Source organism: Candidatus Kapaibacterium thiocyanatum (assembly GCA_001899175.1).
GTDB lineage: Bacteria > Bacteroidota > Ignavibacteria > Kapaibacteriales > Kapaibacteriaceae > Kapaibacterium > Kapaibacterium thiocyanatum.
This window is the reverse complement of the sequence record MKVH01000025.1, coordinates 1-15,077: the sequence shown is the minus strand read 5'-3', so window position 1 is coordinate 15,077 and position 15,077 is coordinate 1. Positions and strand designations below refer to the sequence as shown.

General features: G+C 57.7%; 12 protein-coding genes and 1 pseudogene. 6 read left to right on the top strand and 7 right to left on the bottom strand.

The window, feature by feature from the left end; genetic code table 11:
* Positions 1-12: 12 nt before the first annotated feature.
* On the bottom strand, positions 13-588 hold the full coding sequence (locus tag BGO89_12700) for a hypothetical protein (GenBank protein ID OJX56196.1): 576 nt from the start codon (positions 586-588) through the stop codon (positions 13-15).
* A 381-nt stretch (positions 589-969) separates the two neighbouring features.
* Here BGO89_12700 and BGO89_12695 point away from each other — a divergent pair, with 381 nt between their 5' ends.
* From BGO89_12695 to BGO89_12680, 4 genes are all read left to right on the top strand, one after another.
* A complete protein-coding gene (locus BGO89_12695) occupies positions 970-1,506 on the top strand; it encodes an RNA methyltransferase (GenBank protein ID OJX56377.1) in 537 nt (178 codons plus the stop codon).
* Positions 1,503-2,264: a hypothetical protein gene (locus BGO89_12690; GenBank protein OJX56195.1), complete on the top strand. Its 762-nt coding sequence runs from the start codon at positions 1,503-1,505 to the stop codon at positions 2,262-2,264. The genes BGO89_12695 and BGO89_12690 overlap by 4 nt, the downstream gene beginning before the upstream one ends.
* Before the next feature lie 108 nt (positions 2,265-2,372).
* Positions 2,373-3,032: a fructose-6-phosphate aldolase gene (locus tag BGO89_12685; GenBank protein OJX56194.1), complete on the top strand. Its 660-nt coding sequence runs from the start codon at positions 2,373-2,375 to the stop codon at positions 3,030-3,032.
* 21 nt (positions 3,033-3,053) lie between these two features.
* Positions 3,054-3,710 (top strand): hypothetical protein, encoded by a 657-nt coding sequence (locus tag BGO89_12680; GenBank protein ID OJX56193.1) that lies wholly within the window; start codon positions 3,054-3,056, stop codon positions 3,708-3,710.
* A 21-nt stretch (positions 3,711-3,731) separates the two neighbouring features.
* On the opposite strand, the gene BGO89_12675 is transcribed toward BGO89_12680, so the two are convergent.
* Complete coding sequence (locus tag BGO89_12675) at positions 3,732-4,541, bottom strand: hypothetical protein (protein ID OJX56192.1); 810 nt, start codon at positions 4,539-4,541, stop codon at positions 3,732-3,734.
* Between the two features lie 79 nt (positions 4,542-4,620).
* Between BGO89_12675 and BGO89_12670 the strand changes: the two genes are divergently transcribed.
* A complete protein-coding gene (locus BGO89_12670) occupies positions 4,621-5,610 on the top strand; it encodes a cold-shock protein (GenBank protein ID OJX56191.1) in 990 nt (329 codons plus the stop codon).
* Between the two features lie 19 nt (positions 5,611-5,629).
* Entirely contained in the window at positions 5,630-6,793 is a 1,164-nt protein-coding gene (locus tag BGO89_12665) for a methionine aminotransferase (protein OJX56376.1), read from the top strand.
* 27 nt (positions 6,794-6,820) lie between these two features.
* Here the strand turns inward: BGO89_12665 and BGO89_12660 are convergent, their stop codons facing one another.
* From BGO89_12660 to BGO89_12640, 5 genes and pseudogenes are all read right to left on the bottom strand, one after another.
* Complete coding sequence (locus BGO89_12660; GenBank protein OJX56190.1) at positions 6,821-8,071, bottom strand: hypothetical protein; 1,251 nt, start codon at positions 8,069-8,071, stop codon at positions 6,821-6,823.
* A gap of 469 nt (positions 8,072-8,540) precedes the next feature.
* A complete protein-coding gene (locus BGO89_12655) occupies positions 8,541-9,263 on the bottom strand; it encodes a hypothetical protein (GenBank protein OJX56189.1) in 723 nt (240 codons plus the stop codon).
* A 655-nt stretch (positions 9,264-9,918) separates the two neighbouring features.
* Positions 9,919-10,638, bottom strand: a complete 720-nt coding sequence (locus BGO89_12650; protein ID OJX56188.1) for a hypothetical protein — start codon at positions 10,636-10,638, stop codon at positions 9,919-9,921.
* A 192-nt stretch (positions 10,639-10,830) separates the two neighbouring features.
* The gene (locus BGO89_12645) at positions 10,831-11,550 is read right to left on the bottom strand and encodes a hypothetical protein (protein ID OJX56187.1); all 720 of its coding nucleotides are present in this window, start codon (positions 11,548-11,550) and stop codon (positions 10,831-10,833) included.
* 3 nt (positions 11,551-11,553) lie between these two features.
* Positions 11,554-15,077, bottom strand: a pseudogene (locus BGO89_12640) (hypothetical protein).

Below are 15,077 nucleotides of genomic sequence, written 5' to 3'. Positions count from 1 at the left end.
GCCCTTGCCACCCTATGCATTCCGCCCATGCACGAAGCGCAACGTACCGTCCGCATCGTACATGGCGATCGCCGCGCGTCGTGGAGTGACGCTCAGCATGGCGAATCCTCCGTTGGTGGCGGCGAACAGCGAATGATCTCCGAACGCCGTGTCGCGTGCACCGCCTCCTGCGCCAGAAACCACGCACAGGAACGTATCCGAAGGATGGGCGATGACCTGCAGATCGTGATCGTGACCACAGAGATACATGGCCACGCCATATCTGTCGAGCAGGGGTTTGATATGGGTGATCATCCAGGCCTGATCACCGTAGGCACCCGCCGACCGCAGCGGATGATGTCCTACGACGATCTTCCATGCGGCCTTCTCACTCCCGAGAGATTTCTGCAGCCACTGTACCTGCTCTTTCCAGCCCTCCGTACGCTGCAGGATCGCCTGCGTGTCAAGAGCGAAAACCGCCAGTTTTGTTTCAGCGTCGATCGCGATTTCCGTCCGGTAGTATCGGGCCGGCATGTGCCAGCGCGTGTCCCGCTTCCCGTATTCGATCTGGGCGTCGACGTTCTTCCTGTAATCGTGATTACCGAGCACGGCCCACCACGGAACCTGGAGATGACGGCCGGTATAGATATCGGCGAATTTGCGCTTCCACTGCGGATCGTCGGCACTGTCCACGCCATTGGGATAGATGTTGTCTCCCGTGCTGATCACGGCCGTGATACCGCCCGCCTCGCCGGCGACGCGTTCCATGGAAGCCGCGATCTTCTTCTGCAGCGAACCGGCCGTGCCCCAGTCTCCGAGGACCAGGAATCTCACCAGAGGCTCGCTGCCGAACGATGGCGGCACGGGCACCGGCAACGGGCGCGCATTGCGCACCGTACTGGGTCCACCGGCAACGATACGGGCCGCAGGCAGGGCGGCCAGCAACAACGTCAGCAGTTCTCTTCTGTTCATACGTCTCCAAAGTACGATATTCGCGGTGTGCGTAAACTCTCCCATTCCGAACTCGTCGACCGACGTCTGTCACCTGATGAAGTCCCTTCCATTCGTCGGCACCCGGTGACCGTCATCCTGCAGGATATCCGCAGCATGTACAACGTGGGATCGATCTTCCGTTCCGCCGATGCCTTCCGTATCCAGCGCCTCGTCCTCACCGGTTATACACCGGCGCCGCCGCGTGCGGAAATCCACAAGACGGCACTTGGGGCCGACGACACCGTACCGTGGGTCGCCATCCGGAATACCATGGAGGCCATCGCACTGATGAAGGCCGATGGACTGCGCATCTTCGCCGTCGAACTGACGGACAGTCCCCGGCCGATCGATACGCTGGTCGCCGCCGACTATCCGTGCGCTCTCGTGCTCGGCAACGAGATTTCCGGCGTTTCCAACGACGTCCTTGCCGTCTGCGACGGCGCACTCGAGATTCCCATGCACGGCGTGAAGCATTCCCTCAACGTCGCCGTCGCCGCAGGAATTGCCATGTATGCCACAACGAGGTCCCTATGAAGATTGCCGTACCCGATCATCCCCTCTACGCACCGATCCTCGGCAACGTCGACGACGTATGCCAGCGCCTCGGCTGGACGCTGATCCGCGCCTCGGAGCCGGAGTGCAGCCGACTCCTTCTCGCGAACATGGTCGACATGGCCCTCGTATCGCCCATCGGATACGGCATGGGCGTGACGCTCGTGGACTACCGGATCATCGCCGGACCGTGCGTGCAGCTCCACGACTACACCAACGTCGTCGGCATGTCCTTCGCCGAACATCTCACCGGTATCGACAGCGTGTCGTCGCCCACGCCGAACGACTTCCTGGTACGCATTGGAGCCATCGTCCTGGCCGAAAAATTCGACGTCGAAGTGCCTGCCCTGTCCCAGGGCACCGGCGATTGCACCATCGCCTACGTGGGAGAGACCGATCATCCGGCGATGGACGTCAGCGAAGAATGGTACGATCTCACGGAGGAAGCGCTCGTGGCCGGTCTGTGGGCCTGCCGCGTCGAAGCCGACGTCGATACCGTCGAGGATGCCGTCCGTCTCATCGCCGGCTCGCCGCCTGCCGAACGGCCGATCGGCGAGAACGTCCCGGCCGAAGGCGACCATTTCCCTCGCGAGGGGCGTATCACCTACGTATGGAACGAAGACACGGAGGAAGCGATGGAAACGACGATGCAGATACTCTTCTTCCATCAGGTCTTCACGGACCTGCCGGCTGTGAAGCTGTTCGGCCGCGATCCATGGGGCGAAAGCTCCGAGAGCTGATACGGCCGCGGAACGCGAAGAAGCATCCGTCCCGCACCTGCATGGTAGGGTAATTGCGGCCACGTCCGGTATCTTTGCAGTCCATTCCATCCACGCACGGAGACCGACATGCAGTTGTACGTCGACAGCGCCAATCTCAAGGAAATCCAACATGCGGCTTCGCTCGGAATACTGAGCGGCGTCACCACCAATCCGTCCCTCCTCGCCAGGGAAGATCCGTCGGTCGACATCAAGAAGCTCATCCTCGACATCCACAAGAGCGTAGGTGGCCATCTGAGCGTCGAAGTCGTGAGCGTGGACACCGACGGCATGCTGCGAGAAGCCGACGAGATCCTCTCGTGGTTCCCCGACGCCACCATCAAGATCCCCTTCATTCCCGAGGGCCTCGCCGCCGTCCGGAAGCTGGCCGACCAGGACATTCCCACGAACGTCACGCTGCTCTTCACGCCCAACCAGGCCCTCATCGCCGCCAATGCAGGTGCCACGTACGTGAGCGTCTTCCTCGGAAGGCTCGACGACATTTCGACGGATGGCATCCAGGCGGTACGCGATACGGCCGAGATCTGGGACGTCCAGGGACTCGAATCGCAGATCATCGCGGCCTCGATCCGCAATCCCCTGCATCTTCTCGAATGCGCAAAAGCTGGCGCGCACATTGCTACCGTTCCCTACAAGGTACTCATGCAATCCATGAAGCATCCGCTGACCGACGCCGGTCTGGACGCCTTCCTGAAGGACCACGAGAAGATGATGGCCGCCAAGGCCTGACCCACCAGCTTAGGACCATACATGCCCGCGATCGTCGACAAATCGGCCAAACGTGCGGAGATCATCCGCCATGCTGCAGAAACCTTCTCCCGGACCGGCTACCACGCCACCAAGATGCAGGACATCGCCACGCAGGCCGATATCGGCAAGGGCACCATCTACGAATATTTCCGAACCAAGGAAGAGCTCTTCCTCGCGATCTACGACTCGTGGATGACCGAATTCGAAAGCATCGTCAGGCAGCGTGTGGACGCTGCCGACGATGCCATGAGCAAGGTGGACGCCATCCGCGGCAGCGCCGTCGAATTCTACGAATCGCGGGCAGGCCAGGCCCCTCTCCTGCTGGAATTCTGGGCCCATGCACTCCGTACCGACAACACGGTCTTTCTTACGCGCGTGCAGCGCACGCGCCAGTTCCTCCACGAGCTGGGAACACAGCTCACGCAGCAGCTCGTCCATTCCGGCTGGTTCACGGACGTCGACGTGGAGGCCTTCACGCACCTGGAATCGGGGATATCGGACGGTATCTTCCTGGCCTGGCTGCTGGATGGACGTCAGTTCCCGCTGGCCAAGGCCTATACCTTCCGGCAGAGCGTCATCGGCCTCGGCCTTCTGTCCGATACCGGCCGCAACGTCCTCTCCGAGCGCCTTTCTGCCAAACTGAAGCGCGGATTCTGAGAAGGGAATACCCCCTTTCCCCTAGCGAGGCCAGCCCGGCCGCAGATACTGCTTCAGCGCCTTGTACGGCACCGTGATCGTCGTCGTCCCCATCACATAGGGACCGACCTCGTAGGTATTGTAGTGAAAGACGAGGCCTTCCCTGCTCGGCATCCAGTTGACGGCCAGCGTAAACTTATCATCCGGAAACATCCATCCGGCATCGCTGAGACTGGATTCTTTCGTTATTTCGCGTTCGCTACGGAACATTCGTTCGGCTTCGGCAATCAGGGTAGGGGTATAGGTTCCGGCAAGAACGCTATCGAGCGTCAGCAGACGTCCAGTCGAGGGGGAAAAATTCAGATACCGTTCGAAGTGGTTGGGGTGAGCTCCGCCCATGTTCTCGTACGATCGCACTGTGACAACCAATAGGGATGGGGTATTGCGGAGGATATCCGCCGACCGTTCAACCATCCAGCCGCCTGGTGTGTCAGGGAAGTCAGTGGTGAACTTCCTGTATTCGGCCACCAGCGTATCCACGAATGCCCGCGCATTCGGTGGAACCTGTTCCGTGATGAACGAGTTGCCCAGGAGGACAGCGTCGATGGAATCCTGTATGAGCTTCCCGGGTCCTGTCGTATCCGTCACGGTGATACCGGCGATGTCGATGGTCACACTATCGGTCGAAGAAACCACGGATATGGTAGCGGCTTCGCGGTGAACGAGACGATATGGTATCCAGTGCAGAGTGTCGGTGATATCGTACGCTTCCGGCCTTCGTCGTTCATTGGCACAGGACGTTCCGAGAAGTGCCGTCAGGATGGCGAACAGGGCGATGGGATATGGGGTCATGGTCGAAAATAGCACCGACCATTTTCGCCAGCCGCTCTTCAATTGACAATTCTCTTCATTTATTTCGAGTGTATTGCACATGGCCGCACAAAACGGTTCTCGACTGGCTCGTATCGGGGTTTTCTACGATGGCAATTATTTCCTGCACGTCAGCAACTACTACGCCTTCAATCATCCCCGCAACAGCCGCATCAGTATCGCCGGGCTGCATGAATTCATACGGCACACTGTCGCAGCGGAAGAAGGCGCGGACGTACGTCTGTCGCAGATCGTCGACGCCCACTTCTTTCGTGGGCGCATGCCTGCCCAGGAAGCACAGCAGCGCGGAAACCTCCTGTACTACGAGCGTGTGTTCGACGACATCCTGATGTGGGAAGGCGTCATCACCCACTATCTACCCCTCCGCAACATCGGTGGCCGCCGCGAGGAGAAAGGCATCGACGTATGGATGGCCCTCGAAGCCTTCGAACTCACGATCAACAAGCAGTTCGACGTCGTCGTGCTGATCACGTCGGATGGCGACTACGTGCCCCTCGTACGCAAACTCAACACGGTCGGCGCACGCGTCATGGTGCTGTCGTGGGACTTCGAGTTCACGGACAACGAGGGCAACCGCATCATCACCCGTACGTCGCAGGAACTCCTCGAGGAAGTGACGTATCCCGTGGCCATGCACGAACTGATCGAGAACAGGGCACGGAAGAACGACTCGCTCATCAACAATCTCTTCGTCAACAGCGATGCACGCCCCCGTTCGCAGCAGCAGGCACAGCAGAACAACACGTTCACGCCGCCACCGGCCCCGCCGGCCCCACGCGTCCCGGTCCCGGCGGCGGGAGACGAACCCGACGTAGTGGAAGGACAACGCGACGAAAGCGACATCCTGAGCCTGAAGAACGGGTACGGCTTCATCCGGTACCGCCCGAACAATCTCTTCTTCCATCACACCGATCTCATCGATTCGGATTTCAACGATCTTCGCGAAGGCGACACCGTCGAGTTCAGCATCGGCTTCAACAACGATGGCGAGCCGGTAGCGAAGCAGGTGAGTCTGATCCTCGACAACTGATCGTTCGGAGCAAGGTGTGATTCGTTCGAAACTGCCGGCCGTGGGTACCACCGTGTTCTCGGTGATGACCGGCCTGGCACAGGAACACGGTGCGATCAATCTCGCCCAGGGATTCCCGGACTATGCATGCGACCCCGTCCTGGTCGACTTCGTCGGCCAGGCGTTGCGGGACGGATACAACCAGTATGCACCGATGCAGGGCGTCCTTGCCTTCCGCGAGGCCATCGCGCGGAAGTATGCGGTGATGCACGACGTCACCGTCGATCCCGCGACGGAGCTGACCATCACACCGGGTGCTACCGCCGCACTGTTCACGGCGGTTACGACCGTCGTGAGACCGGGCGACGATGTCGTCATCTTCGAACCTGCCTACGATTCCTATGGTCCGGCCGTCGTCGCCAACGGTGGCCGCGTCCTCCCCATCCTGCTGAAGGCGCCGCACTATCGTCCGGACATGGATGAGCTGCGCGCCATGATCACCCCTGCGACGTCGATGATCATCATCAACTCGCCCCACAATCCGACCGGAACGACGTGGAGCGACGGCGATCTGTGCGCACTCGCCGACGTCGTCGACGGTACGGACATCGTGATCCTGAGCGACGAAGTCTATGACCATATCGTCTTCGACGGGCAACGCCACCATTCGGCGGCGTCCATCGACGGCCTGAGGGAACGCTCTTTCGTCGTCACGTCCTTCGGCAAGACCTTCCACACCACCGGTTGGAAAATTGGATGCTGTCTGGCACCACCGGCGCTGACGAACGAATTCAGGAAGGTACACCAGTTCCTCTCCTTCAGTGTCCATACACCGACGCAGGTGGCGCTCGCACGCTACATGCAGGACGAAACCACCTATACACAGGTAGGAACGTTCTTCCAGCACAAGCGCGACCTTTTCCGCTCGCTGCTGGAAGGCAGCGCATGGTCCATCCTTCCCTGCACGGGATCGTACTTCCAGCTACTCGGATACGACGGCTTCTCCCGTGAAGGCGACATGGATCTGGCCGTACGATTGACGAAGGACATCGGCGTGGCGTCGATCCCGCTCAGCCCCTTCATCTCCGTGAACGATGGGCAGCCTTCGGCTGCATTGAGATTCTGCATCGCCAAGGAAGACGCAACGCTGGAGCGCGCGGCGGAACGCCTGCGTCAGGTAGCGGGCATCGCATCCGAAACGTGACCACTCCTTGCGGTCGGTGAACGACGATCAGGCATTCGGCACGACGTCCACGCGTATCCCATCGTCGATGGAGCGGCAACGATCGATCATCGCCTGGACGGATTCACGCGTCTGCGCCGCATAGTTGTCAAGCACCGTATTGACCAGCCCCGGATCGTCGAAGAACACCGTATAGGAAGCCACGCTGTCGGCCACACCTTCGTTGCGTTGTATCTCAGCGGCGAGAGCCGTGCGAATGCGGTTCGAGGCCTTCTCGAAGTCCTCTTCCGTACACGTATATCCCTGGATGGCTTCCATGACGGCTGCGGCGAGCTGGTCGGCCGTCACGGATTCCTCATTGGCGTGGGCGTAGATCGTGAGAAGCGACGTGTTGGCCCGGCGGTCGAAGAAGGCCATCGCCGACGATGCGATACGCAGATCGTTGACAAGATGCTTGTACAGCGGGGACGTCCGCCCCGATCCCAATACCATCGCCGCGATCTCGGCCGAATAGCTGGCCGTATCGAAGATGCCCGGCATGTGGAAGGAAATGAAGACAGCCGGCATCGGCACGGCGTCGGGTACCACCGAATGCGCACCGAACACCCGCCATGCATCGTCGTAGGACGTGCGCTCGATAGCCGCCGATGGCGATACGATATGACCGAAGTGGCGCTCGGCCATGTCGAAGGCGACGTCTGGTGTGACGTCGCCGGCCACGACGAGGGCGGCATTGGACGGCCGGTAGTACTTCTCGTAGAACGTCCGCGCATCGTCCATGGAAACGGAGGCCACATGTTCCGAAGATCCATAGACCTCCCAGTGATAGTGACAGTCCGGCGTGTAGGCGGCTTCTTCCGTGGCCGTCCTCCATCGTCCGTACGGCTGGTTCTCCACGTTCTGCTTGATCTCTTCGATCACGACGCTTTTCTGTGTGGTCAGGGCATGGTCGGTGATCATGAAGTCGCGCATCCGTTCGGCTTCGAGCCAGAAGCCGAGCTCCACCTGATGCGACGGCAGGTTGATGAAGTACGTCGTGTGATCGAAGGTCGTATAGGCATTGTTCGATCCACCGGCCTTCGTGCAATACAGATCGTACTGCTTCTCCAGTCCCGTCGACGTATTGTCGAACATCAGATGTTCGAACAGATGGGCCAGGCCCGTCCGTGCAGGCCATTCATCGTGCGATCCGACGCGATAGGTGACGTTGACGGTCACGGTCGGCGCACCATGGTCCGGACATACGACGACTCGTAATCCATTGGAAAGCGTACGGCGGTGGATATCGACGGTAGGCATGGGGGTTCTCTGACGAATGGTTGACCCCAAAGATAGGAGGATGCGGGATATGAGCGGAGGATAGCCACATAATTCCCGATTGAGGCACAGGTTCGAGACCGGCGGGTACGGGGAGTCACCCAAGCGTAGCATTTGTTCGCGGTTTGGACGGCGGTATAGCGTTGGCGACGTCCGCGTTCCTGTCGGAGCTTCCAATCCATCTTCGTATCGGGAGATGGAATACCGATGCTACGGAGCACTCCGCTTCTTCTTCGTCAACGGGATGAATCCACAACGTAGTCGATTCTCATCCAGTCGTTGACGCGAATGATCCATCCACATACCGGGACATGAGGTCCATTTGATGGTTCCATCAACATACTGGAACGCTACCCGGAGTTCATGTGTATGGAATGCGAACCAGAGAAAGAGCAGCAAGGAGACCCCAACTACACCCCTAATGATGGCACGATCTCGCGCGATCTGCGCATTAGCACCTACCCGTCGGCAAACCTGCCGGATCGAGCTCCGAATTGTTCAGGAACGTTTCGAGCATACTGGCCAATCCTCCGATTTCTGTCGAATCATGGTACCAGCATTGATCGATCATGACCGGGTCGCGCATCCATACCTTCTTCGTACCGAGTATCGGAAACCTTGGTCGTTTCTCCCATTCCAGGTCCTTCCGCATCAAATGCGTCGAGACATTCGTCGCCTGAAACTTCCACTGGCCGGTACTTGCTAGAGCAATTCTGATTCCATCCAAATGTTCCCATTCACCATCACATTGAACTTGCCGCCATGTACTGATTCTATCGATCAGCCCATCATTCAGGATGATCGGGTTCTCATTCAGGATTCCACGCATAACTCGTGAGTATACTTTTTCGGCAATAACAGGAAGGTACAATGGGCCTCCATATGCCGTCACAACGACATCGGTCTTCATTAGCACCTTTGCACTCTCAGCATATTTTTGCTCGAAGCAAGTCCACCAGTCCTCACTCTCTTCATCAATTGCTCCGACGGATTTTCTCTCGACATCATTCTTTGCAGCTTCATTCGGAAGTATCGAAGAGACCTCCCAACCGGGATTGTCGAGAGTACTGATTCTCAGAACGATAGACTCGCCCTCCAACGTAGTTTCAATATTGTCAATTAGAAATTGCGCTAGCTTCTCGAGCGGTTGTATCACTGCATTTGTGTCATTCATAATCTACTTTCCGTTGATGATTTTCGCGGCTTCGTCCAGATCTATCTGTGCTGCTGAGCCGAGACGAGACACCTGTCACAAGGGCACCGTTCATGATCATGTCATAGTGTAGTACCGTCGCTAAACGCCTCTCATCCCATACTGGCACAGAAAGTTCATCCACACATTGGAACACGAGGTCCAAATGCCCGGCTGTAGCAGGCCAACGAACGGTTCGCTTCTTCGTTACCGAAGGGAATGATCGTTCATATCATGACAACGAACGCGAGCAAGAATCCCACTATCAAGCCATTCCTCGAGTGCTTGACGGTTCCATCAACATATTGGAACGCTACCGGCGCCGTCTCGTAGTCCGACTCCTTGCCGAGGACTTCAGAACATCATCCACACATTGGAACACGAGGTCCAAATGCCCGGCTGTAGCAGGCCAACGAACGGTTCGCTTCTTCGTTACCAAAGGGAATGATCGTTCATATCATGATACGAACGCGAGCAAGAATCCCACTATCAAGCCATTCTTCGAATGCTTGACGGTTCCATCAACATATTGGAACGCTACCCTTGATGGTTCCATCAACATATTGGAACGCTACCACGGTTCCATCAACATGTTGGAACGCTACCATCAAGCCGTTCTCCGAATACGCGCGAAACATCAGGGCGTTGGAACATTGTTCGGCAAACCAGCCGGATCGAGCTCCGAATTGTTCAGGAACGTTTCGAACATATCGGCAAGACCACCAATATCTGTCGAGTCATGATACCAGCACTGATCGATCATCACCGGGTCACGCATCCATGCTTTCTCCGTACCAAGCATTGGAAACATTGGTCGTACTTCCGACTCCATTTCTTTCTGCAACAAGTGTGTCGAGACATTCGTCGCCTGAAACTTCCATTGACCGGCACTTGTCAGTACAATTCTAATCGCTTCAGAATGCTCCCACTCACCATCACATTGCACTGACAGCCATGCGCAGAGATTATCGATAATAGTATCATTCAAGATGGCGACATTCTCGTTCAAGACCCCATTCACCACTCGTGCATAGACCTTCTCAGCAATAGTAGCAAGGTATAGTGGACCACCATATGCCGTCACTAGAGCATCAGTCTTCATTAACCTTTTTGGGCTCTCAGCATACACTTGTTCGTAGCAGGTCCACCAATCCAAGCTGTTATCATCAATCGTTCCGACAGATTTCCTATCGGCAACAGTCTCATGCATGAGTACCGACGAGACTCCCCAACCGGGATTATCAAGTGAGTTGATCGTTAGTACAATGAGGTCTCCAGTTGGCACAGCTTCTATTTTGTCGATCAGATATTGCGCCAACTGCTCAAGCAATCGTGTCACTGCATTCATGTCGTTCATGGATTATTTTCCGTTGATGATTTTCGCGGCTTCGTCCAGATCTTTCTGCGTTGCTGAACCAGGACGAGGCACCTGCGACAAGGGTAGGTTCACGATCGTCCACAATGTAATACCGTCGATCAACCGCCTCTCATCCAGTCGCTGGAGTGGGAAATCTCCATCAACATATTGGAACACCACCCTACCGGGCGTTCATACACTGTTCGGCAAGCCCGCCGGATCGAGCTCCGAATTGTTCAGGAACGTTTCGAGCATATCGGCGAGACCACCGATATCTGCCGAATCATGGTACCAGCACTGATCGATCATCACCGGATCACGTAGCCACGTCTTCCTTGTACCAAGTATTGGGAATCTGGGTGGCTTTTCCCTTTCTATTTTCTTCCGTAGGAGATGCGTCGAGACATTGGTTGCCTGGAGTCTCCACTGGCCCGTGCTTGTCATTACGATTCCAATCCCTTCAGAATGCTCCCAGTTGCCATCACATTGTACTAACAGCCAGGAACTCAGGTTAGAAATCAGCTCATCACTTAATACGACGACATTCTCGTCCAGTGCCCCGTTAACAACTCGAGAGTATACTTTTTCAACGATGATAGGGAGATATGATGGCCCTCCATATGCGGAAACAATGGCTTCACTCGCCATCAATACCTTTGAACTTTCACCATACTCTTCTTCAATACAGGTCCACCAGTACTGGCTTTCTTCGTCAAAAGCCCCGACTGATTTACTTCCGCTGCCAGTCCTCGCGATTCCTGGGATGAGTATCGAGGAGATCATCCATCCAGGATTATCAAGAGTATTAATTTCCAAGACAACACTACTATCCGAAGACTGAGATTCGATCTTGGTCAATAGAAATTGCGCTAACTCCTCAAGCAGTTGCGTCACGGCACCTATGTTGTTCATACACTACTTTCCGTTGATAATTTTTGCAGCCTCATCTAGGTCTTTCTGCGTCGCGGGACGTGGGTGATCGATCTTTTTGGGATGAGCAACACCAGTTTGAGGATTAGTGTTCCATTCCAAATCATGTACGTGCGGTGTTCTGACATTCCCATGAGCACTACCAGTCAGGTGCAGCCATCCATTCGACAACTCGACTTCTGCTTTGCCATGTTTTTCCCTAAGCTTGGCAGCCTGCTCCTGCAGACTCAACGGTTGCGCTTCACTGTCCGGTTCGGACTCCGCACCGGCTTCCTCAGCATCGTCGATCCTCGTGTCGCCGGGCACGATCGCAGCGAATATTATTAGAATTCCGCCACTCACTACCAATGCCGTACTAACCGCTGTCACAAGATACGTCGCTACACCAGATCCAATGACAATGGTACCTGCTGACGCTTCCTGCGAAGTATTCGCCGACGATATTGCCTTCGGGTCCTTCTTCTCGGACTTCGATTTCGACTTCGCCGCATACTGTGGCTGCTGAGCCACCAGTGTCGCGTTCCAGCCCAGGCGATCGATCATCTCCCTGGATGTCATCGACCTGCTCTCATCACTGCTGAAGGCATCCAGCATGAAAGGGTTGTACGGCCATGCTCCACCGGTCTTGCCACCCGGTGTGCCACCAGTACCGCCAGTACCAGTGCCGCCACCGCCGACCGGTGTTCCGGCATAGCCACTCGGATCCGCGAAGTTGATGGGATCATGATGACTGTAGATGTACGGCGACGTTCCCACTGCCATGCCCCACAGCGCATCCACACTGGTGAAGCCCCCTTGCGTCTTGCTGTACTTCCGCGCACTCATGTCCATGAGGCGTTCGTGGTACAGCGGCGTGTTCAGGATGACGTTGTACTGCGGCGCCGTCTCGTAGTCCGTTTCCTTGCCGAGATATCCTCTTCTCTGGTCATTCGCCACAGCCACATCGACACCGAACGGAAGGTAGTCACGCACCTTCTGGTACGCGTTCTTCCCTACCACGTACCGCTCCGAGCCCTGGATGTCCGTACCCACGAAGCGCGACACCATATTGCCGTTGGCATCGCGTTCCCAGACGATGTTCAGACCGTCCACACCGTAGGAACGGAACTCGACGGGATAGAAGAAGACGCGGCGGCCGGGGCCTCCGTCGCAGTCGCCACGACTGATCTGACGGCCGTGATAGACGACCTGCTGTTCGTCGCCGGTACCCAGAAGGTAGTATGTCCATGGGAAGACCTGACCGCAGGTCGAGTCCGATGTGGGCGAGAGGACGAGACGCTTGATCTCGCGCTCGCCCGACGGCGAGTACGAATACTGCCACTCCATCTTGCCCGAGAGCGAGAAGGAGATGGAGAACGGCGGCATCAGCCCGCACGTGGGGCCCGTCGGCTGATCCGTCGCCTGTGTCTGCATCTTGACGAGACGATCATTGTAGCCGTAGTGGAACCATTCCTTGGAGAACGGCACGGTAGGCGCCGTGCCCTGCGGACGCAGATAGCGATAGTTCAGGGCGCCGTCGCGGTTGTACGTCTGGTCGTCCGTCAGAATCTCGCCGTTGACGCTCGGAGCGATGTCCGTCGGCGCATTGGTCGCCGATACCGGGAGCGGCGCATAGGTATACCCTGCCACCACACCCGTCTTCGTCGTCTGCGTGCGGCGGGCGATCTCGTTCACGTCGTACGTCTCGCTCTTCCACGGCGTGAGGTTGTGGTCCACGTCGGCCGTGACGAGCCGCCCGGCGTTGTCGTACGTGTACGTGTGGTCGTAGACGTCGCCGTCGAGCAGCGTGCTGCTGCGCTGCGTGATGCGGCCGCCGTTGTCGCGCGTGTAGATGTCGCTCGAGCTGACGGGGTCGAGGTCCCACGAGTGGTCCTGCTGCTGCAGGCGCCAGCGGGGATCGTACAGGTATGTGGTATTGAGTTCGCGGTTCAGGTCGTCGGCATCGTGATAGACCTTGCCCGTAAGGTTGCCTATGGCATCATACGTATACGTCACGCGCGGCGCGCCGACGGGACGGGTGATGAGTGCGGGCTTGACGATGCTTCCCGTCGTGAACCCCATACCGTTATTGGGCGGGTTGACGCCATCGTAGGCGGGCGTCACGTGCGACGTCATCTCGGCCACACGACCGTTGTCGTCGTAACCGTACCATGTGGCATACTGGCGGAGGGCGTCGACGACGTGGATGCTGGTGATCTGGTCCGACGAGTTGTACGAGTAGTAGACGGCATCGAAGCCGAGAGCCGGCGTGAGCTTGATCACGCATTCCACGCGGCCGCGTTCGTCGTAGCTGTAGACGCGGTAGCGATACGCCTCGTACGGGTGGTCGCGATAGGCGATGGCGGCCACACGACCTGCCTGGTTGCGAACCGTACCGGTCTTCGAGAGCGCGTTCCATTGCGTCGGACTCGGGAAGCTGCGCCAGAAGGAGCCGCTACCGCCGAGCGGCATCTGGTCGTAGGAGATGGCCTGACGTCCGTTGTGCGGGTTGTCGGTGAAGTCCTCGAAGTCGTTCGCCGCCGAGACGGGACCGTAGGGAGCCGCATCGTTGAAGACACAGATGTCGATGGGCTTGATGATCGTCCGCTCGAGGGCGTTGAAGGGAAAGAGCGCTTCGTAACCGGGACGTACACTACCCCATTCGAACAGGCAACCGGCCGCACCTGCCCTGTTGTTCGGCGAGAGGACAGGCAGAAGCGGATAGATGCTGGGAGGTGTCGGATATGCCACCGACCCGGAGAACAGCGACGGATTGACGGTAGGCCGGACATAGGTACTACCCGTCCCGGTGAGGTTGATGGTCGACGAGTCGAGCCCATTGAAGGCGCTGGAACTCTCGAAGACGGCCTCGCCGATGGCCGTCATACGACCCAGGTCGTCGTACTGATAGAACGTCACGGCATCGCCGGCATGGCCATCGCCCGGCGACTGCGTCCGCTTCTGCGTGAAGCGCACCTGACCCACGTTATTGTACTTGGCACGTACGGCGCCGAAGTCGGGATGCGTCACCGACGTGACGTTCCCCCACCGGTCATAGTCGTAGTCGATATCCTGTCCCGCAGGATTCGTCACCGTCACGAGCTGGTTCTTCGTGTTGTAGGTATACGTCGTGACGAGGTCGAGGCCACCGCTGTCGACGACGACGTAGCGCGTACGCCCAAGGCCATCGACATACATAGCGGTATGATTGCCGTTCTCGTCGATGGACTTGCTCTTGTAGCAGATACCGTAGAAGCCGGACGGCGAGGCGACGAGGGCGCTGGCAGCGGCCAGCGTATCCCATCCTTTCTGCGTCGTGTTGTCCTGGAAGGTGATGGTGTTCAGGCCGTATTGCTTGTTCGTCGTCGTTACCGTATTCGACGAAATGTCCGTGACACCGGTCACGTTGTTCATGCCACCCATCTGCGTGGTGACGAGGCGCGTAGCCGTACCGCTGAAGGGATTGCCGTCGATGGTCCAGCTCTTGGCCGAGTGATTCGACGGCAGGTATTCGCCGTAGTTCTTGCCGT

What these genes read in the sequence shown, in the direction of transcription:
- BGO89_12670 (OJX56191.1), top strand. Translation starts at nt 4,621, where the DNA reads ATGGCCGCACAAAACGGTTCTCGACTGGCTCGTATCGGGGTTTTCTAC.
- BGO89_12680 (OJX56193.1), top strand. Translation starts at nt 3,054, where the DNA reads ATGCCCGCGATCGTCGACAAATCGGCCAAACGTGCGGAGATCATCCGC.
- BGO89_12685 (OJX56194.1), top strand. Translation starts at nt 2,373, where the DNA reads ATGCAGTTGTACGTCGACAGCGCCAATCTCAAGGAAATCCAACATGCG.
- BGO89_12675 (OJX56192.1), bottom strand. Translation starts at nt 4,541, where the DNA reads ATGACCCCATATCCCATCGCCCTGTTCGCCATCCTGACGGCACTTCTC.
- BGO89_12660 (OJX56190.1), bottom strand. Translation starts at nt 8,071, where the DNA reads ATGCCTACCGTCGATATCCACCGCCGTACGCTTTCCAATGGATTACGA.
- BGO89_12690 (OJX56195.1), top strand. Translation starts at nt 1,503, where the DNA reads ATGAAGATTGCCGTACCCGATCATCCCCTCTACGCACCGATCCTCGGC.
- BGO89_12655 (OJX56189.1), bottom strand. Translation starts at nt 9,263, where the DNA reads ATGAATGACACAAATGCAGTGATACAACCGCTCGAGAAGCTAGCGCAA.
- BGO89_12645 (OJX56187.1), bottom strand. Translation starts at nt 11,550, where the DNA reads ATGAACAACATAGGTGCCGTGACGCAACTGCTTGAGGAGTTAGCGCAA.
- BGO89_12650 (OJX56188.1), bottom strand. Translation starts at nt 10,638, where the DNA reads ATGAACGACATGAATGCAGTGACACGATTGCTTGAGCAGTTGGCGCAA.